The organism is Cutibacterium sp. 37298 (genome assembly GCF_023838685.1).
GTDB classification, from domain to species: domain Bacteria; phylum Actinomycetota; class Actinomycetes; order Propionibacteriales; family Propionibacteriaceae; genus Cutibacterium; species Cutibacterium acnes.
Map to the genome: position 1 here is coordinate 31,583 of NZ_JAJNRJ010000001.1, position 20,076 is coordinate 51,658.

Sequence of the window (20,076 nt, forward strand, 5' to 3'; positions counted from 1 at the left end):
GCTGAACGTGCCGCAGGTGAGGGAATCGACTCACCTACGACGGGAGTTCGCTTGCCACGGCTGGACCTGCCCCGGCGCTAGCCATCCTTCCTCTGGCGGATTTGCGATCACCTTGTCGCGTTCGGCGACAGCCTTAATCCACGTGTTAACTGGTGCGCTCCAAACGATAACCAACACCACCGCGACGGCCATGACCCCGATGACGTCAAACCCTCCTATAAACTCTGCGCCACGAGAAAGCCACCACATCCAACCCAGTGAGAGCACCGTGAAGAGATAGCGGTCGATGGCGTGGCCTCGACCCATCGTCACCGTCAAGACGCAACCCGCCAGTGGAGTGAGCAGATAACCGGTCCAGCCTCCCGAGTCCATGCCCAAGGCGAACGACGTCAGGATCGGGCCGAGGGTCGATTGGCTTTCGCTACGCCCAGCCACCCACAACCCACAGATGATGAGGGCCCACATGGTCGACAAACCGATCACCACGACCCGTGCCACAACGATCAGTTTGGGCATCGCTGGCAGCGACGGCAGATAGCCATACCTGACTGTTCCCTCAGAGGTCGTATGGATCATGGTGACATCATGTCACTGAACGACAACCCGAACGAGAATCGTCATTGCCGCGAGGTCTCACCAGATCGCTACCCAGGACAACACCGCTGACCATATGAGCAGTCAGGAGAAGAAGGTCGCTCCGCCAGGCGGCCCCGGCGAGGATTCGGTGTCGCCATCGTGGAAAGGACGAGCATCTGCCAACAGCTTCTCCAGTGCATCACCAGCGATAAACCGAAACGGGACAGCCGCGCCGCTACAGCGTCGAGTTAGCTCCTCCTCGTGCAGCGGTCCGTTCGAGGCGGCCAGGACAATATTTCCGTAGCGACGCCCCTTGAGGGTCGCTGGCTCCGCCGCCACACAGACGTTGGAAAACACCTCTTTAACGGACCTCGCGACTCGCTTAGTCCACACAAGGGGTGCGGAGTCAGCTAAGTTCGCTACCCCGATACCGTCGAAGTGCAGGACGCGGGATACATCGGCAAAGAACTCGACAGTGACGAGGTCGCCAGGAACCCGGGCGCCGTCGAAGGCATCGAGGATGACGACGTCGGCGAAATCCTCCCGCATGGCCGCGACCCCCGATCGTCCGTCTACCGGGCGCACCTTGATCCCTGAACGCACCGGTAGCGGAACCTTGAGACGGACCTCTGCCGTCAACTCGGCGTCGGGCTCACAGACGATCTGCGGGCTGGTCGGACGGGTCGCCGCGACATACCGTGCTAGGCACATCCCTGCCCCACCTAGATGGATGACGCGCATCCTCTCCCCCGCTGGACGGTGAACATCGAGATGGTCGGCGATGCGTTGCATATAGTCGAACTCCAGACGGGTGGGATCGTCGGGATCGATCCACGACTGATCCGCGCCACCGACGCGCACTGTCCATGCTCCCGCCACGTCCGGATCGGGCAGAACTCGGCTCATCGAGGCCCCAGCCTTCCGGTCAGCCAATCGTGTACCCAGTCCGGATTGTCGGCCATCCACCTCGAGATCGCAGTGTCCTGCTGGCCACCACGCTTAGTGGTATCGACCATGAGGTGCTCCAGACTAGACAGGTGGGCGTCGTCGATTGCGAGGTTCCGGATGAGCTGAGCGGCCTTGGGGTGGTCCTTCTCGAATCCGGGTCGACCGAAACTGTAAATGAGCTCCGCGTTGGAGATGGCATTCTTGGGATCATCGAGATCGCGTACCGGGTAGGCGTCATAGGCCCAGTGCGGCCGCCAGAGGGTGACCGCGACGTTACTCCCTGCCTTGGTGGCTTTCTGGAGCTGGGCCAGCATCGCCGGCGTCGACGAGGTCTTGAGGGTGATGTTCGACAACCCGTACATCGGCAGTGTCTGATTAGCGATGGTCTTCGTCATCTCGGCACCCGGTTCGATGCTGTAAATGACGTTTCCGTAGGCGCTGCCAGTTTTCTTGAGATCGGCGATGGAATGTGCCGGTGAGTTTTTATTCACGGCAATAGTGAGTTTCGCATTGTCGTACCAGCACCCGAGGTTCTCCAACTTCGGGCCGTACTTGCGGATGTAGCCAGCCTGGGTCACCGGAAGCCAGGAATCAGTGATGATGTCGATGTCACCGCCAGCAGTCGCCTGATACCCGACCCCGGCGTCAAATCCTTTAATGGTGACGGTGTAGCCGTCCTTCTTGAGGACTTGCTTGATGAGACCAGCTGTCGCCCAGGACTCATCCCATCCGTTGAACGCACCGATCGTCAGGGAGGTGTTGGTATCGGGCGTCATTGCGGTGATGTCCTTGGAACGAGCTCCTGGGGTGCAATGGGTCCACTTCTGGTCAGGCGTAGCACCTGCATGGGCCTCGGGGGTCGCCTCAACTCCCGACCGTGATCCGTTGGCCGCCTCGTCACCACTGTTGTAGACCCCGGCTGTCCCGGAACACCCCGCGAGTCCCAACCCGATCAGGCCTGCCAAGAACGCCATGGCTGCCACACCGTGCGACATCATCCATCTCCCATCCATCCAGCGCCCGATGTGGCGCAAGCCTTCCGAATCTCGTCGGAGGGCCGGTGCCGACTGTAGTCCGCGCCGGGCGACACCCAGCCTGGGATGCTTAAACCATGACCTTATTGTGTCCCTGCGGATCAGGACGGAACCTCGACCAGTGCTGCGGACCGATCCTCGACGACCCGCGTCACGCCGAAACCGCCGAAGCACTCATGCGGTCGCGCTACACCGCGAACACCCTGGGACGGTGGAATCACCTGTGGGCAACCTGGCACCCCCGTACCCGTCCCGATGTTGTCGATTCGCAGGGCCTGGAATGGACGGGTTTGCAGATCCTTGCCACCAAGGACGGCCAACCGGGCGACATCACCGGAATGGTGGAATTTCGCGCCTCGTACCGGGCCGGGAAGCGCCACAACGTCCTCCATGAGGTGTCCCGTTTCCAGCGTCGCGCAGGCCGGTGGATGTATGTCGACGGGGACGTCGACTAAGCGCTTAGTTCTTGCCAGACTCCGCCGCGGCCGAAGAGACGACGCTATCGAGCCTCTCATGTGCCTTGCACACCGGACGTGGCATGACAACCACCGGGCACTGCACATTGCGTATGATGTCTCAGATCCCAACACCGCACAACGAAGTGGGCTTGATAGTGCTGGCCGTCATAGTCGTCTCCCCCTAACTCACTCGGCTTGCCGAGCGGCCGACTTTTTGGCACGGTCACGGCTGAGCGGATCAGTGATGGCCTCCAGACCCTTGCCCTCGGCGTCAACGCCCATGAACAAAGCGACGAGACCACCGGTAAGCATGATGCCGGCACCGATGAAGTAACCGCCGACAAGGGGGCCGCGCGAGGAACCGTCACCGATGAGGTTACCGAAGATGAATGGAGCGATAGCACCGGCGATCTGGGCGATTGAGAAGAAGTAGCTAATAGCCTGACCACGAACCTCCAGCGGGAAAATCTCGGACACTGTCAGATAGGCCGAGGAAGCTCCGGCGCTAGCAAAGAAGAAAGCGACGCACCAGAAGATAGTGTGGGTGGACGGCGTCAGGGCATCACGCTGGAACAGCACCGCACTGATAGCCAGTACCAGAGCAGCTATTCCATGGGTAGCGAAAATCATCTTGCGTCGACCAATGGTGTCGAATAATCGCCCCAGTAGAATTGGACCGAGTAGGTTTCCTGCCGCGAATGGGATCATATACAAGCCGACATCAGATTTAGACACTGAATAGAACTGCGACAGCACGATCTCATAGGTGAAAAAGATAGCGTTGTACAGGAAGGACTGGGTCACCATAAGGGTGACACCCAGCACAGTGCGCTTCCAATAGCGACGCAGGAACACCTCGACCAGCTCAGCACCAGACTCCTTAAACTCTACCCAACGCTGGGAGAAGTTGCGGCGGCCTTGACGCCTCACCTCGGGTTCCAAGGTGATGGCCTGGTCGTCGCTAACCGGCTCAAGTTCATGCCCCGACTCCCGAACATCCTGCTCAATTCCGGCAACGATCTCTTCGGCCTGCTCACCGTAACCGTGCGTCAGCATCCACCGAGGCGACTCCGGAATATGCTTACGAATAAGGATGACAACAATGCCGAGAACCGGACCAATAAAGAAGCCAATACGCCAGCCCCAAAACTCCGCGACCTTCGTCGGGTCAAGGAGGTAAATCGTAGCGACCGAACCGAGCATGACGCCAGCCCAGTAGGTGCCATTGACGGACAAGTCCACCCGACCGCGATACTGGGCCGGAATGAGCTCATCGATGGCCGAGTTGATCGCTGAATATTCACCACCAATACCAGATCCAGCAATAAACCGGCACACATAGAGGAACCACGTCGAGAAGGACAAACCTGCAATACCCGAACCAAGAAGGTAAACCAGGAGAGTCAGAGTGAAGAGTTTCTTTCGACCAATACGGTCGGTAAGTTTGCCGAAGAAGAGAGCACCAAGTACTTGGCCGAGCAGGTAGAAGGTTGCTGCCGCGGTAACCTCGGTGGTGGACATGTGCAGCGGTTTTGCAAAGCCATTTGCTGCGACGATCTGCACCTCAATACCGTCGAGGATCCACGCTGTTCCTAGACCGACGATAACCATGGTGTGAAATGTCGACCACGACAGCCGGTCGATACGGGCTGGTATCAGTGATGTGATCGTTCGCTCAGTGGCTTGGGCGTCTGACACAGCGGTCCTCCTCCATGTGGGGATGGCGTGAGCAGGCTATACCCATACACTCCACCAAATAGTGAGAAACATCACAGCAGGGGCGTTGGTTCAACCGACCCAACGCCCCTACGAACTGTCACAACGCCGTCACACGGCAAGCGTTCGCCATCAGAGAATCACCAAACCGTCACCAGCCTCGTTGATGTCAAAGGTCGCCGTATCGCCCTCCTGCACTTGCCCAGACAACACCTTGCGAGCCAGCTGATCATCGATGGTGGTCTGCATCAGGCGACGCAGTGGCCGGGCACCGTAGATCGGGTCGAAACCCGCCATGGCCAGCCAGTCCTTACCGGCGTCGGTCACGGCAATGGTGATACGCCGCTCTGCCAGCCGTGAATTGAGCTTAGCCAGGTTCGTCTCGACGATTCGTCCCAGATCGGCCATCGATAACGGGTCGAACATGACCACATCGTCGAGTCGATTCAGGAACTCGGGTCGGAACGCCTGACGCACCGCCCCCATGACGGCCTCACGCTTAGCATGGTCATCAAGGCTCGCGTCTGACAGGAACTGGCTACCCAAATTGCTCGTCAAGACCAAAATGGTGTTGCGGAAATCCACCGTGCGTCCTTGGCCGTCAGTCAGACGACCGTCGTCGAGCACCTGCAGCAAAATGTTGAAGACGTCAGGATGAGCCTTTTCCACCTCGTCAAGCAAGATGACCGAGTAGGGACGACGCCGCACGGCTTCGGTGAGCTGACCGCCCTCTTCATAACCGACGTAACCCGGAGGGGCACCGACCAGACGCGAGACGGAGTGCTTCTCCATGTACTCACTCATGTCGATACGCACCAGAGCGGTCTCGTCGTCGAAGAGGAACTCCGCCAGAGACTTGGCCAACTCGGTCTTGCCGACGCCCGTGGGGCCCAAAAAGAGAAACGAGCCAGTCGGACGGTTCGGGTCGCTGATTCCCGCCCGGGAGCGACGTACCGCATCCGAAACCGTCTTGACCGCTCGATCCTGACCAATAAGACGTTCGTGCAGCCGCTCCTCCATATGGAGCAGCTTCTCCTGCTCGCCCTGCATCATCCGCCCAACGGGAATGCCAGTCCACGAGGAAACAACCTCGGCGATGTCGGAGGTGCCGACCTCCTCGGAGACCATCCGCGGGGTTTCCTCCTCGGCCTTGGCAGCAGCCTCCATCTCCTTCTCAAGGCCGGGAATCTGACCGTAGAGGATTTCGGACGCTCGCCCGAAGTCGCCCTCGCGCTGGTACTTGTCGGCGGCAGTCCGCAACTCGTCAATCCTTGTCTTGAGCTCACCGACCTTGTTGAGACCAGCCTTCTCAGCCTCCCAGCGCGACTCCAGGCCACGCAGGGTCTCCTCCTTGTCAGCCATTTCAGCGCGCAACCTCGCTAGGCGCTGCTGGCTGGCCGGGTCGTCCTCCTTCTCGACGGCGAAGATCTCCATCTTCATGCGGTCGACTTCACGGCGCAGGGTGTCGATCTCCTCCGGAGAGGAGTCAATCTCCATGCGCAGCCGAGACGCAGCCTCGTCGATAAGGTCAATGGCCTTGTCAGGAAGCTGACGGGCGGTGATGTACCGGTTAGACAAGCTGGCGGCCGCGACAAGGGCTCCGTCAGTAATACGCACCTTGTGGTGGGCCTCGTAGCGCTCTCGCAAGCCGCGCAGGATGGCAATAGTGTCCTCAACCGACGGTTCACCGACAAAGACCTGCTGGAAACGACGCTCCAGGGCTGGGTCCTTCTCAATATGCTCGCGGTACTCGTCGAGGGTAGTGGCACCGATCATTCGCAGCTCGCCACGGGCCAGCATCGGCTTGAGCATATTGCCAGCGTCCATTGCTCCCTCTCCGGAAGCCCCGGCGCCGACGACGGTGTGCAGCTCGTCGATGAAGGTAATGATCTGCCCCTCGGCCTCCTTGATCTCGTTGAGGACGGCCTTGAGGCGCTCCTCAAACTCGCCGCGGTATTTAGCCCCGGCGACCATGGAAGACAGATCCAAAGAGACGACGCGACGCCCTTTGAGAGAGTCGGGAACGTCCCCGGCGACGACGCGCTGAGCCAACCCTTCGACGACGGCAGTCTTGCCGACCCCCGGCTCACCGATAAGGACCGGGTTGTTCTTAGTGCGTCGTGCCAACACCTGGACGACGCGGCGAATCTCCTGATCACGACCAATGACGGGGTCAAGCTTGCCAGCACGGGCGCGCTCGGTGAGGTCGACAGAGTACTTGGCAAGAGCCGATTCGCCTCCCTCCGACTCCTCGGAGGTGACACGACGGTCTCCGCGACCTTCATTAAAGGCCGCCGCCAGGGAGTCGGGCTTGAGGCCGAGTCCTGCCAGGCCGTTCTGGACGTCAGAGGGGACAGCCGTCAATGAAATAAGCAGGTGCTCGGTAGCGACGAAAGAGTCACCCATGGCCTCGGCGCGGTTCTGTGCGTCGGCGATGACACGGGCGAACGCCCCGGACAGCTGCGGCTGAGCCACCGAGGCGCCGGTGCTTGACGGAAGGGAGCGCATCGCCGCGGTGGCGACGGCGTCGACCTGCTGAGGATCGATCCCCAAGCCAGCTACCAACGGACTGACAGTGTTGTCTGGGATCGTGAACAGTGCGTGAAGAAGATGCGAGGGCTCCACGGACGGGTTCCCGTGGGCCAACGCATGTCGAGTAGCGGCGGTGACCGCGTCACGGCTCATCGTGGTGAGATTGGTGTCCATTACATGCCTCACTGGAGTTGAGTTGCTATGACTCAAGTATGACCCCTGGCTGGGCACAATCAAGTGAAGTTGAGCGTACATGACTCAACTAGCCCAAAGGAGTCGCTCGCCATCACCTCGGAACCACTGTGAGGTCCAGCCGCTTCGCGTCATCACGGTCGGAATGGCTGGAAGAGGGAAGGCCTCCCGTCCCGATCGCCAGATGACACCAACGACCTCCAGATGAACGCTCGTTCTCACCTGTGGGAAAAACCACGAAAGTCCCCTTGCGGGAGCTACCGCCACCACCCTGGCAAGATATTCCCCATGTCCGATCTGCGAACCGTCCCCAAGCACACCGCCCTCCTCATCGGGCTCATGATATTTGGGCTATTTTTCGGCGCCGGAAACCTCATCTTCCCGGTCGAACTAGGGCGCCTTGCCGGCCACAGCGCCCCTATAACCGGCGCAGGATTTCTCGTCACCGCAGTCGGAATCCCCATCGTGGCCATCATCTCCTCCGCCGTGTCGGGATGTTCGAGCGTCCACGGCATGACCTCGCGGGTGTCCCCTCACTACGCCACAATCTTCACCTGCCTGCTGTACCTGACCATCGGCCCAGCCTTCGCCATCCCGAGAACGGCCACCGTCTCCTACGAAGTCGGCGTGGCGCCCTTTATCCAAGGCCACGGCCCGGCACTGCCGATCTTCACCATCGTGTTCTTCGCGATGACTCTGGTCGCAGCCCTCAAACCCGGCAAGCTCATGGACTGGGTAGGGCGATATCTGACCCCACTGTTCCTTGCCCTGCTGGCCATTCTCATCGTGGCGACCCTCATCCATCCCATGCCCACCGTCGCGAATCGTCCCCCGCAACCCCCGTACGATCACCAGCCCTTCATGCACGGCTTCCTCCACGGCTACAACACCATGGACGCGCTGGCGTCCCTCGCCTTCGCTATCGTCATCATTGAGGCGATCAATCAACGCGGCTTGACAGGCCGTCGCGATGTCACCCATATCACGATCCGCGCCGGGCTGGTTGCCACCATCCCGCTAACCCTCGTCTACGTATCCCTGGCATGGCTCGGGCGCACGTCTGCCCTCGTCGTCCCTAACGCTGCCAACGGCGGTGTCGTCCTGGCTGGGGTTTCACGCCACTACTACGGCACGGCCGGTCAGGTGTTGATAGCCGCCATCGTGCTAGTCGCCTGCCTCAAAACAGCGATCGGGTTGGTCGTGGCCTGTGCCGAGATCTTTCGTCGCATGTTCCCGGCGGGGCCGTCGGTGCGAAGCTGGGTCGTCATCTTCAGCGTGGCGTCAGCCATCATCGCCAACGCCGGTCTGACGACGATCATCGCCTGGTCGACCCCCGTCCTCATGTTCCTCTACCCGTTAGCGATCACAGCGATCATTTTGGGGCTGCTTGACCCGTGGCTGGGTGCCAGCCGCCTCCCCCACCGCATCATGACCGGATGCGTCGCCCTGGCTGCCCTGCCCGACCTGGTACGCGCCCTGCCGATCCAAGGGTCAGAGACCCGCGCTATCACCCACGTGGCCGACATGGTCCTACCCTGGGCATCCGACGGCCTCGGCTGGGGGCTTCCCGCCGTTATCGGTCTGGCCGCCGGTTGGGGAGCCAGTCTCATCGTGGGTCGTCCCCGTCGGTGGGGCACGAGTAGCTGAGTAGCTTTACGCTTACGCGAGCAAGTCTTCGAGTTTGACCAGGGTATCTTGCCAGTCGTCGACCGCGACGCACGGAATACCCATCGCCTTAACAGGGTAGTCGTTGCCGTGTTCGTCAAGACGATCACCGTAGAACAGCACATCCGTCTTGGATAGGCCCGTTATCTCAAGCAGCTTGGCTATACCGAAGGACTTGTCTCGACCAACTCGAGTGATATCCACGGAGGTGGACCCCCCAGCGCGCACCTCGAGATCAGGGAGCTTCCCAGCAACCGCCTCACGCAGGTTAAGCTTCTTATCGCCGCTGGGGTCCCACGCTTTCTTAGCGTCGACGGGGGCCTGCTGACCCAGCGCGGAAAAAGTGATCTGCGATTCGCGGTCTTCCAATACCGGGCCCCAGGTGTGCTCCTCCCACAGCCCGAGGTCACGGGCACAGGTTTCGACAGCTTCCATAGCGCGGGACTTCTCATCGTCAGTCAAAGCCTCGACGTAAATGCGCTGCCACTCACCGTCAACACAGCGGTAGTACTGAGTACCGCAGGCGGGCAGCAGGTGGAGCCGATCCAGCCGGGGTGCGTCGACGAGAGCCTCGACGACCTGAGTCCGGAACTGACCGAACTGGCCACCAGAGATGACACACACACTCGTGCGATCAAGCAAGCGAGCAACGATGCGGGCCATCTCCTGGGGAAGACGAGTTTTCGAAGGGGCCAACGTGTCGTCTAGATCAAACGCGACAAGTTCAGGAATCACCCTCGAACTGTACAAGGCCGACGAATGCTCACGCATGACAACGGGCCCGCAAGTTTCCCAGCGGGCCCGTCTGTCGAAGGGTCAGGACACCGAGGCGGCGTAAATCGAGTCGATGGAGGCGCGCAGAGTCTGATCGAACTCCTGCTGCGACTGTGCGACGTTCAGTCCCTCGGCCAAAGCACGAGAGAAGCTCGCAATGAGTCCCTTGTTGCGTGCCAGCTTCTTGTTGGCCTCATCACGGGAGTACCCACCAGACAGGGCGACGACGCGTAGGACCTTCGGATCCGCAATGAGGTCGGCATACAGGTCTTCGGAACTCGGGATCGTCAGCTTCAACATGATCTTGGCGTCGAGCGGCAGAGAGTCGATGTGCTCGCGGATGAGGTTGTGCAGCCTTTCCTCAGCCTTCTCCTTATGTGGAGCGTGGATGTCGACCTCGGGTTCGAGGATCGGCACAAGACCCGCAGCGCGCACCTGTTCGGCCAGTTCGAACTGCTGGTCGACAATCTTTTCGATGCCAGCTTTGTCGTCATCCAGGATGACAGAGCGCTCCTTGGTACCGAAGATGTGCTTCTCCTCGACGGCGCGGTGCACCAACTCGTCGAGGCCGGGAATCGGCTTCATGAGACGAACGTGGCAGCCCTCGTCAGCCAGGCCCTTATCAATCTTGAGGATGGGAACGATGCCCTTCTTCTCCCACAGGTAGTCACCGGTGGGGATTCCCTCGATCTCGCGATCCATCGTCATCTCGAACAGGATCGCCGCAAGAATATGGTCGCCAGTAAACGACGGGCTAGTGATGATCCTGGTCCGCATCTCGTGGACGAGATCGAACATCTTGTCCTTATCGTCTCCATAAACCTCAGGTTCTACCCCATACGCCTTGAGGGCCTTCGGGGTAGAACCGCCAGACTGGTCCAAGGCGGCAATGAATCCGGGTGCAGTACCCATGCGTTCAGTCTGCTGGGCGCGCGCATTAGTGGCTGTCATGGCGACATCTCCTTCGACTTCGATGACGCCTTCCAACGTACCCGAAAACGTGGGTCACGAAAGGTTTAGCGAGGGATCTCGTGCCACCCCCGAGCCATCCTCACCAACCCTGGGGCATGGCGATTCCCAGCTTCGATCCGATCAATCGTCACCGCGATGAGTGTGGCCGATCCGGTATCAGTCATTGACTGAACGAAACCATGCAAAATGGGCCCCTGTGTCTCTAACCGGGGCGCCCCTTCAGCGCTCGGCACCCACTCGGTGTCGGCAAAGTGATCGGCTCCTGGTACAGCGAAGTCATCAGCGAGGTCGGCGCGATCTGCGTCAAGCATGTGGACGATGACGCGGGACTCCTCCGTCAGGGTGGCCAGGGTCGTCGAACCATTACCCAACGACACCGACACAACAGCCGGGACGGCTGACACCGACGCCAGGGAGGAGACCGTCAAGCCCTCGGGCCCAGCCGCTCCCATCGTCGTGAGGATCGCCACTCCAGCAGGGTACCCGCGAAATGCAGTGGCCAAATCGTTGGCCAAATCGTGGGCAGAGGTCGGTGCGGGGTTCGGCGTCGTCACCCACTTGAGTTTGTCACTCATTTTCACGATTGTCGCCAGAAAACTGCCCTCAAGGATCATGCACCCATGACCGTCTCGACGACGAGAACCACGTTGAGAGCCGAGACTGCTGCCACGACGATCCACGCGATGACGGCCATGACACGCCCATTCGTCCATTGGCCCATCAGCTGCCGATCGCCGGTGAACCGAGCCAACGGCACCAACACGAGCGGCAACCCCATGCTCAACAGCACCTGGCTCCAGACGAGGGCCTGAGTCGGATTGGCTCCGGATGCCAGAATGATTAGCGCCGGGATGATCGTCACAAGTCGCCGGACCAGCATCGGCACCCTCATATGGAGAAGCCCGGCCATGATCTCAGCTCCGGCATACGCGCCAACGGAGGTTGAAGCCAGACCTGACGCGAACAACCCCACCGCGAAAATAAGCCCCACTACCGGCCCCATTGAGTTACTCATGGCTGCATGAGCCTCAGCTATGCCGTCGATACCCTTAACACCTTGCAGGCTCGCCGCAGCCAACAGCAGCATCGCAATATTCACCGATCCTGCCAGCACCAGAGAGACCGCGACATCCCATCGGGTTGCTCGCAACAGCGTAGTAATCCGTTTTGGCCTGTCGTCGGTTCCGTGGCGATCGCGCACCAGGGAAGAGTGCATGTATACCGCGTGAGGCATGACTGTAGCGCCCAGCATCGACGTGGCGAGCATGACGGTTTCAGTGCCTTCAAACCGGGGCACTAGGCCTGACGCGACCCCACCCCATGACAGCGGGGAAAAAGCGAGACCGGCGGTGAACCCGATGGCGATGACGACGAGCATCCCGATAATGACGATCTCGAAGGTGCGCTGGCCATGACGCGACGGGATCGCCAAAATCGCCAGCGACAACGCCCCGGTCATAAGTCCACCTACGATCAGTGGGAGCCCGAACAGAAGCTGCAGGGCCACCGCTCCACCAATGACCTCCGCCAGATCAGTGGCGGCAGCGACGAGCTCGGCCTGAAACCAATAGGCCAGACGACTACCACGACGCGGCAGTGCTTCTCCGACAAGTTCAGGCAAGGAATGTCCGGTAACTAACCCGAGCTTGGCGGACAAATACTGCACCAGCATCGCTACGACGTTGGCGACGACGAGCACCCATACCAGTAAGTAGCCGTAGCCGGCTCCGGCTGCTAGGTTCGCGGCGACGTTTCCCGGGTCGACGTACGCCACGGCGGCGACGAAAGCTGGGCCCATAAGGCGTATCACTCGGTTGCTCACATCGCCATCATGTCCCCTCAGGCAAGGAGCCCCAAAACGCCACAGCTGTCACCCGTCAGGCAGCGGGCTGAACCGTAGGGGAATCCACCGACGGAAGGATGTCACACGCCTCTGGTAGCCGTAGGGTCAGGAAGGTGAGCAGCGCTTCGGTCCCCATACGACGCCCCCCGGGACGTTTGCGTCGTAGTTACCGATGGCTGCACGCCCGCCCCATGATCCTCGATTCAGTAATGGCCTTCCTCGTCCTCATCGCCGCATTCGCGACGTGGGGACACGACACCAACCACAACACCGCTTACCGCGCATGGATGGCGCTGTGGGTACTGACTGTCTGTGCGTCCTGGGTGTGGGCCCGCACCAAGCCGGAAGTGACCGCTTCGGTGCTAGTCGCCTCACACATCCTTCAGCTAGCGGTCTACCCGTTCCCGTCACCGCAAAACACCCTAGTCCCCGTCATCCTCTATCAGGTGTCGCTGAAGACCGACCCGCCCCGGCGCAGATTCTGGCTGGCCATGTGCGTCGTCGGCCCGGTTTCCGCCGGGGTGAGCTGGGGATTCGCCCCGACGACCTCCGAACCCATCAGCTATAACACTCACCTCATCCGCTTCTGCGTCATCATCATCGCGTGCATGGCCAGTTGTTTGGCAGCGTGGTTTGCCGGCAGCGCCACGAGAGACCGACGTCAAACCATGGCAGCGTTGCGCCAACGTGCCATCGACCTGGAGCGCGAGCGCGACCAAAGCATCAGGCTGGCCACCCAGGAGGAGCGGGCCAAGATCGCCCGGGACATGCACGACATTGTCGCCCACTCCTTGTCGGTCATCGTGGTGCAGGCAGACGGTGGCGCCTACCTAGCTCACCATGAAGAGGCCGGCGATATCGAGACCCGACTGTCAGCCAGCGGGCAGGCCCTCGACACGATCGCTACGACGGCCCGTCACGCCCTTGACGAGACTCGACGTCTCGTCGGTGTGCTGCGTGACAACGATGCTGGCCCGCAGCTGGCCCCCACTCAGGGCCTTGACGACATCCCCAACCTCATCAGGGAGATGAAGGGAACTCTCGCCATCACTCTGACAATCAAAGGCCGCTCGGAATATCACGAACCGTTGTCCCAAGGCGCCGAACTCGCCTGCTACCGCGTCGTCCAAGAAGCCCTCACCAATGTCCTTAAGCACGGCGGCCCGACGGCAACTGCCCATGTCACCATCAGTCACCACCCCGATGACGTCACCTTGGAAATTCTCGACGATGGACGAGGTACTAGCGTCACGGGTATCGAGCGCGCCGACGGGTCCGGACATGGCCTGGTGGGGATGCGAGAACGAATGTCCGCTTGGGGTGGCACCCTTGAGGTAGGGAGTCGCCCGGGCCACGGGTTCCGAGTCCGTGCCGTCATCCCTACCCGTTGATCGTCAGTTTGAGCCCCGAAGGACCACGCCATGACCGACCCGATCCGACTCCTCCTGGCCGACGACCAGCAGATGGTGCGCGCCGGGTTCCGCCTCGTCCTTGACGCCCAGCCGGATATGTCCGTCGTCGGGGAGGCTAATGACGGAGCTGAGGCCTTACAGCTCGTCGACGAGTTGGCCCCCGACGTTGTTCTCATGGATATCCGGATGCCCGTCCTTGATGGTTTGGGCGCCACCGAGAAGATCATGACAAGCCACCCTGAGGCCAAGATCCTCGTGCTGACGACCTTCGACCTCGACGAGTACGTCCACTCTGCGCTGCGAGCAGGAGCGTCCGGATTCATGCTCAAAGACGCCGGGCCCACCGAACTACTAGCCGCCATTCGCGCTGTGCGCGACGGTGATTCCGTCGTCGCGCCATCGGCTACCCGCCGCCTCATCGAGAGGTTCATCCCCCGTCAGGGCGAAGGGGCTGCCACCACAACCGACCCGAAGCTCGTCGAGACCCTCTCAGACCGGGAGCGCGAGGTGCTTACCTGCGTCGGCGAAGGACTCACGAACGCCGAGATCGCCGAACGGCTCTACCTGGCCGAGACGACCGTCAAAACCCACATTGGCCACATCCTGTCGAAGCTGGGGCTGCGCGACCGCGTCTCCATGGTCATCACGGCCTATGATGCCGGTCTAGTGCGTCCGGGTCGCTGACCTTTCAGTTGACTACGGCGCTGCCGAGGACGGGCAACATCCTCCTGCGGTAGGAGAGCCGAAACCACTCCCGGGACCGATGCGTGACGAGGGAAAACACCCTTAGCGTCAAAGGTGTTGTTAAACCTCTGACACAGGAGTTTCCATGTCTGCCTCAGTGACGGCCGCACCCACCACAACGTCTCGCACGGCCTCAGCGGTCCGCACTCTCGACCTCACTAAAACATACGGGTCCGGGACGACCCTTGTGAGAGCCCTGCGGTCGGTGACCCTCGACATTCCTGCCGGGCGGTTCAGCGCAATCATGGGAGCGTCAGGTTCGGGTAAGTCAACCCTGCTGCACTGCATCACCGGGCTCGACTCCCCTACTTCGGGCCGGGTGTGGATTGGCGATACCGAGATCACCCATCTCGACGACGACGCCCTCACCAAGCTACGTCGCCAGCACGTCGGGTTCGTGTTTCAATCCTTCAACCTCATGCCCACTCTCAGCGTTGCTGACAACATCACCCTGCCGCTGCGTCTGTCGCACACCAAGGTCGACAAGGAATGGTTTGACCACATCACCGGAATGCTCGGCATTACCGAGCGTCTTGGCCATAAGCCGTCGCAGATGTCTGGCGGACAGCAGCAGCGCGTCGCCGTCGCCCGCGCCCTGGTGACCCGCCCCGACGTCATCGTCGCCGACGAGCCGACCGGCGCCCTCGATTCGGAGGCCAGCGACGATCTGCTCACCTTCCTGCGTCACTGCGTCGACGATCTTGGTCAGACCGTCGTCATGGTCACCCATGATCACGACGCCGCTGCCAGGGCCGACGACATCGTCACCGTAACCGACGGCCAGGTCTCGACCGCTCGCAGCCAGGAGGTCCTGGCATGATCCACGAACGTCGTCGTCTTATACCCACGATGATCGCCGTCATCATTGGTGTGGCCTTCGTAGCCAGCACGCTGATGTTGATGGACTCGATCAAGGCCTACACGCTACGTATCCAGGCAGCAGCTGTCGGGGACGCCACCGCAGTGGTGACCGCTAAGGAGCCCTCGAAGCCTATGTCCTCGATGACTGTCGACAAGGTTGCCGCAGTGCCCGGCGTGACCTCAGTGGAGCAGACCCGTAACGCCTTCCTCCAGCGCACCGACAACGGGCAGGCCTCCTTCGTCAACGGTCACCTGGTCCCGGCCCATCCCCACTTGGTCAAGGGCCGAGCACCAGCCAAGCTGGACGAGGTAGCCGTCAACCAATCCACTGCCGACAACAACGCCGGGATCGGATCGAAGATCATCGTCAACGACCCCTCCCGAAACGGTGCGAAGCCCATCACCCTCACCGTGGTTGGTGTGCTCGACCCGGACGCTCGCACCACGACCACCCCGACTTCCCCGGAGATCTACCTATCGGCCGCCAATCTGGGACGCATCAGCGGTCATTCCGGTGCCAATACCGTGTACGTAAACTCCGACCGCCCTGCCTCGCAGATCGCGCAGGAGGTTTCGAAGGTTGTCGGCACCACAGCAACGGTCCGCACCGCCGACGACGAGCGAGCCTATGAGGCCAACCAAGCCTCCCAGGGATTCGCCGCCATGACGACCTTCATGGGAGCCTTTGCCGTGATCGCCCTGGTTGTAGCCGCGATCGTCATCGTCAACACCTTTACGATCCTCGTCGCACAACGCACTCGCACCCTCGCCCTGGCGCGCTGCATCGGTGCCACCCGAAAACAGGTGCGACGCTCGGTTCTCGGGGAAGCGCTCATCGCCGGTCTTATCGGGTCGGTTGTCGGAACTGCCCTGGGTATCGGCGTCACCCAGCTCATGCTTATGGGCCTCAAGGCTGCTGGATCCCCGATCGACACCTCAGTGAGCGTCACCGTGACGTCCTGCATCATCCCAATCCTTGTAGGTGTGGTCGTCACGACTCTGGCTGCCTTGCCTCCGGCACGACGCGCCACCAAGGTCACTCCAGTGGTGGCACTCCAGCCGGTGACTGAGACGCCCACTCGCAAGATTGGACGGGTCCGCGTCGGGTTCGGAACGCTGCTCTTCCTCGCTGGTACTGCCCTTGTCATCATCTGCGCAACGAGCGATATGGAGACGAAGAATGCCGTGATGTGCGGGGTCGCCGGCGGGTTCATCAGCTTTGCCGGAGTGCTCGTGTTAGCTCCTGTCCTCATCGGAAGCCTAGGCCGAGCCATCGGTGTCGCTCGTCTTGGCGGGATTCCCGGGGAGCTGGCTATCGAGAACACCCAACGCAACCCACGCCGCACTGCCACAACGGCGTCGGCTTTGCTTATCGGCGTCACCCTCATCGCCACCGTTGCGACGGGTGCCGCCACCGGTCGGGCCTCCATTGGCAACATGATGAACGGGCATTTCCCCGTTGACGCTACTGTGAGAGCCCAGGGCCCACTCAACAACGCCACCATTGGCGACGTCAAGAGGTCCGACGGTGTCTGTCAGGTCGCCACTGTGACGACGGTCCCCGGCACGGTTGAGGCCGGTGGCAAGGCCACAAAGGTCGCTGTCCAGGCAGCGTCTCCGGAGTTCCCCAAGGTCGTCCGTGACGAGTCCGCTGCCAAGGGACTCGACGACAGCCACGCTGTGGGAGCGCTGCCTGGGGTCGCCGATGGCAGCAAGATCACCGTCACCGTTAATGGCAAGAAAGCCAATCTGACCCTGGTACGACACGGCAAGGACAACGAGGGACTCATCGTCACCCAAGGCATCCTCACCAAGCTGGCGCCCCATGCCCAACCCACTGAAATCCGGGTGCGTTATCAGGACGGCACCGATCAGTCCAAGGCCACCCAGGCCCTGTCCAAGTCGATGTCGACCCACCCAGGGGTGACGGTCACGTCATCGGCCGATCAGAAAGCCCAGATGGACAAGATCATCAACATCATGCTTGGGATGGTCGTCGGGTTGCTGGTGATTTCGGTCATCATTGCCATAGTCGGCGTCGCGAACACCTTGGGTCTATCGGTGGTAGAGCGCACCCGTGAGATCGGACTGTTACGCGCCCTCGGCCTGACCCGCGCACAGGTCCGATCGATGTTCGGCAAAGAAGCGCTCATGCTCTCAGGCATCGCAGCGATCCTGGGCATTGCCCTGGGGATTGGGTACGGCATCGCCGGATCCCACGCCCTTTTTGGCTCCCTCATGACCGTCGAGACATCCGTGCCATGGTTGCAGCTGCTCATCGTCGCCCTCGTTGCCGTGCTGACCGGATGGCTGGCATCGGTGATCCCAGGCCGTCGAGGAGCCACGATCAAGCCGGCCGTCGCACTAGCTGAGGAGTGAGCAGGCCTAGCGCCCTCGTGGCGACTGAGTGAAGTTTACAGCAAGCCCTGCTGCCGTAAAGCCGGGATAACCCGGTCACACAGCAGCGGGGCCTGACGCACGTCGTCATAGCAGTGGTCGAGGTCAGTCCACTCGTACTCGACGATCTCGGAGTCTGGGACGGGCTCAGGCAAGATCTCACGCCAGTTGCACACGTAGACCGCACACCGGATGCCGTCAGCGTCATGGTTAGCTGCGGGGGCGTCAAAGGTGCCGAGGTGAGTGAGGTCGGCCGGATCAAGAACCAGACGGGTTTCTTCTCGGGCCTCGCGAATGGCGGCCTCCAGCGGGGTCTCCCCCAGCTCAATCTTGCCTCCCGGCAAGATGACGTGATCGGCCCCCTTCTTGCGGACGTTGAGGCAAGTCCGGCCTCGCATCAGGCACACGGCGGCTAGGTTGAATATCACGCGGTCAGGGTATCGGCCGGAACCATCCCGCCGGGCCACCACACATTGGATGGACGGCGCCACGTCGCGCCCACCCTTCGATCAACACCGGTTCCCATCGACACCCGCCTCTAAACTCACAAACCGTGACCGAACCCGACCAGCAACTGCATCGCAGTCTGCGCAACCGACACATCCAACTCATCGCCTTGGGTGGCGCAATCGGAACCGGTCTGTTCTACGGAGCAGCCGACTCTATCGCGGCCGCCGGACCGGCGGTCATCGTCAGTTACCTCGTTGGTGGCGTAGTGATCTATCTCATCATGCGAGCTCTTGGCGAAATGAGCGTCCACAACCCGACTTCGGGTGCCTTCAGTGAGTACGCGCACCAGTGGTGGGGAGATCTCCCCGGGTTCATCTCCGGCTGGAACTACTGGTTCAACTACATCTTCGTGTCGATGGCCGAGCTCTCGGTGGTCGGGATCTACATCAACTATTGGTTCCCTGCCGTCCCCCGGTGGGTGTCAGCGGCGGTACTGCTTGCCATCGTCACAACCGTCAACCTCCTCCACGTCCGCGCCTACGGAGAAGTGGAGTTCTGGTTCGCCATCATCAAGGTCGTCGCGATTATTGCCATGATCGTCCTGGGCCTGTGGATCATATTCTTCGGCACCGGCTCCACCCCGGCGACTGGCATCGGCAATCTGTGGCGCAATGGCGGATTTTTGCCTCACGGCGTCACCGGGATGCTCGCCGGGATCATCGTCGTCATGTTCTCCTTTGGCGGCACCGAGCTCATCGGCATCACCGCCGGTGAGGCCGAAGATCCGCAGCGCTCCATCCCCAGGGCCATTAACCGAGTCGTCGGGCGCATCCTGCTGTTCTACGTCGGTGCGCTCATCGTCATGGTGGCGATTGTCCCGTGGACGAAGATCGACGGAAATGCCAGCCCCTTCGTCCAGATTTTCGACCTCGTCGGGATCCCGGGAGCGGCAGCCATCCTCAACCTCGTCGTTCTCACCGCAGCGATCTCGGCGTATAACTCTGGTCTGTACGCCAATGGACGCATGCTCCACGCCCTGGCCCATCAAGGGGATGCCCCCGCCTTCCTCGGCAAGGTAAATAAGGCCGGGTCGCCGTGGGCCGGGGTACTTCTGTCTAGCGCCGTAACAGCTATTGCAGTGGTCGTCGTCGGGCTGCTGCCGGAACAGGCGTTCGTGTACATCATGTCGATCGCCATGATCGCCGCAATCATCAACTGGGCGACGATCATCATCACCCAGATGTTCTTTCGTCGCCGTCTCGATCCTGAAGCCCGCTCCGAGCTGCGTTTCACGATGCCGGGAGCCCCCGTCACCAACTGGATCGTGCTGGCCTTCCTGGTACTCATGGTCGTCGTCATGACAACCATGCCGCCCTACCGGATCGCCGTGGCTATCGGCCCCATCTGGCTGACTGTCCTGGGCCTAGGGTGGCGGGTGTCACGGCGCCGTCAGACTTTGTAAACGATCGGGTAACAACGGCCGATCGGCGGTGCCGAAGCCA

At 61.2% G+C, this 20,076-nt stretch carries 17 protein-coding genes; 7 read left to right on the plus strand and 10 right to left on the minus strand.

The window, feature by feature from the left end; all coding sequences use genetic code 11:
• Nucleotides 1-30: 30 nt before the first annotated feature.
• The 3 genes from LRP59_RS00150 to LRP59_RS00160 all read right to left on the minus strand — a co-directional run bounded on the left by LRP59_RS00150 (nucleotide 31) and on the right by LRP59_RS00160 (nucleotide 2,537).
• The gene (locus LRP59_RS00150) at nucleotides 31-516 is read right to left on the minus strand and encodes a hypothetical protein (protein ID WP_171011478.1); all 486 of its coding nucleotides are present in this window, start codon (nucleotides 514-516) and stop codon (nucleotides 31-33) included.
• A 162-nt stretch (nucleotides 517-678) separates the two neighbouring features.
• The gene (locus LRP59_RS00155) at nucleotides 679-1,482 is read right to left on the minus strand and encodes a spermidine synthase (protein ID WP_002520675.1); all 804 of its coding nucleotides are present in this window, start codon (nucleotides 1,480-1,482) and stop codon (nucleotides 679-681) included.
• On the minus strand, nucleotides 1,479-2,537 hold the full coding sequence (locus tag LRP59_RS00160) for a glycine betaine ABC transporter substrate-binding protein (protein ID WP_002520676.1): 1,059 nt from the start codon (nucleotides 2,535-2,537) through the stop codon (nucleotides 1,479-1,481). The genes LRP59_RS00155 and LRP59_RS00160 overlap by 4 nt, the downstream gene beginning before the upstream one ends.
• A gap of 98 nt (nucleotides 2,538-2,635) precedes the next feature.
• Between LRP59_RS00160 and LRP59_RS00165 the strand changes: the two genes are divergently transcribed.
• Entirely contained in the window at nucleotides 2,636-3,013 is a 378-nt protein-coding gene (locus LRP59_RS00165) for a YchJ family protein (protein ID WP_002514461.1), read from the plus strand.
• A gap of 189 nt (nucleotides 3,014-3,202) precedes the next feature.
• Here the strand turns inward: LRP59_RS00165 and LRP59_RS00170 are convergent, their stop codons facing one another.
• Together LRP59_RS00170 and clpB are read right to left on the minus strand one after the other, a co-directional pair.
• A complete protein-coding gene (locus LRP59_RS00170; RefSeq protein WP_002514462.1) occupies nucleotides 3,203-4,714 on the minus strand; it encodes an MFS transporter in 1,512 nt (503 codons plus the stop codon).
• Between the two features lie 150 nt (nucleotides 4,715-4,864).
• Nucleotides 4,865-7,438 (minus strand): ATP-dependent chaperone ClpB, encoded by a 2,574-nt coding sequence (gene clpB / locus LRP59_RS00175; protein WP_002514463.1) that lies wholly within the window; start codon nucleotides 7,436-7,438, stop codon nucleotides 4,865-4,867.
• Between the two features lie 306 nt (nucleotides 7,439-7,744).
• Between clpB and brnQ the strand changes: the two genes are divergently transcribed.
• Entirely contained in the window at nucleotides 7,745-9,103 is a 1,359-nt protein-coding gene (gene brnQ / locus LRP59_RS00180) for a branched-chain amino acid transport system II carrier protein (protein WP_002514464.1), read from the plus strand.
• A gap of 12 nt (nucleotides 9,104-9,115) precedes the next feature.
• Here the strand turns inward: brnQ and LRP59_RS00185 are convergent, their stop codons facing one another.
• The 4 genes from LRP59_RS00185 to LRP59_RS00200 form a co-directional block, all read right to left on the minus strand.
• Nucleotides 9,116-9,856, minus strand: a complete 741-nt coding sequence (locus LRP59_RS00185; protein WP_002514465.1) for an HAD-IIB family hydrolase — start codon at nucleotides 9,854-9,856, stop codon at nucleotides 9,116-9,118.
• An 81-nt stretch (nucleotides 9,857-9,937) separates the two neighbouring features.
• Nucleotides 9,938-10,882, minus strand: a complete 945-nt coding sequence (locus LRP59_RS00190; protein WP_002514466.1) for a fructose bisphosphate aldolase — start codon at nucleotides 10,880-10,882, stop codon at nucleotides 9,938-9,940.
• Between the two features lie 29 nt (nucleotides 10,883-10,911).
• On the minus strand, nucleotides 10,912-11,481 hold the full coding sequence (locus LRP59_RS00195; protein WP_002514467.1) for a flavin reductase: 570 nt from the start codon (nucleotides 11,479-11,481) through the stop codon (nucleotides 10,912-10,914).
• On the minus strand, nucleotides 11,478-12,665 hold the full coding sequence (locus LRP59_RS00200; RefSeq protein WP_002532960.1) for an Nramp family divalent metal transporter: 1,188 nt from the start codon (nucleotides 12,663-12,665) through the stop codon (nucleotides 11,478-11,480). Before LRP59_RS00200 ends, LRP59_RS00195 begins: the two co-directional genes overlap by 4 nt.
• A 236-nt stretch (nucleotides 12,666-12,901) precedes the next feature.
• Here LRP59_RS00200 and LRP59_RS00205 point away from each other — a divergent pair, with 236 nt between their 5' ends.
• The 4 genes from LRP59_RS00205 to LRP59_RS00220 all read left to right on the plus strand — a co-directional run bounded on the left by LRP59_RS00205 (nucleotide 12,902) and on the right by LRP59_RS00220 (nucleotide 18,106).
• Nucleotides 12,902-14,101 carry a sensor histidine kinase gene (locus LRP59_RS00205; RefSeq protein WP_002514469.1) on the plus strand — a complete coding sequence of 400 codons (1,200 nt, stop codon included), beginning with the start codon at nucleotides 12,902-12,904 and terminating at the stop codon, nucleotides 14,099-14,101.
• 30 nt (nucleotides 14,102-14,131) lie between these two features.
• A complete protein-coding gene (locus tag LRP59_RS00210) occupies nucleotides 14,132-14,806 on the plus strand; it encodes a response regulator transcription factor (protein ID WP_002514470.1) in 675 nt (224 codons plus the stop codon).
• A gap of 145 nt (nucleotides 14,807-14,951) precedes the next feature.
• Entirely contained in the window at nucleotides 14,952-15,686 is a 735-nt protein-coding gene (locus LRP59_RS00215) for an ABC transporter ATP-binding protein (RefSeq protein WP_002514471.1), read from the plus strand.
• Nucleotides 15,683-18,106 (plus strand): ABC transporter permease, encoded by a 2,424-nt coding sequence (locus LRP59_RS00220; RefSeq protein ID WP_002532961.1) that lies wholly within the window; start codon nucleotides 15,683-15,685, stop codon nucleotides 18,104-18,106. Before LRP59_RS00215 ends, LRP59_RS00220 begins: the two co-directional genes overlap by 4 nt.
• Before the next feature lie 35 nt (nucleotides 18,107-18,141).
• On the opposite strand, the gene LRP59_RS00225 is transcribed toward LRP59_RS00220, so the two are convergent.
• Nucleotides 18,142-18,522: an NUDIX domain-containing protein gene (locus LRP59_RS00225; RefSeq protein ID WP_049785437.1), complete on the minus strand. Its 381-nt coding sequence runs from the start codon at nucleotides 18,520-18,522 to the stop codon at nucleotides 18,142-18,144.
• Nucleotides 18,523-18,677: 155 nt separating this feature from the next.
• Here LRP59_RS00225 and LRP59_RS00230 point away from each other — a divergent pair, with 155 nt between their 5' ends.
• Complete coding sequence (locus LRP59_RS00230) at nucleotides 18,678-20,036, plus strand: amino acid permease (RefSeq protein WP_002514474.1); 1,359 nt, start codon at nucleotides 18,678-18,680, stop codon at nucleotides 20,034-20,036.
• The last annotated feature ends 40 nt before the right edge of the window (nucleotides 20,037-20,076 follow it).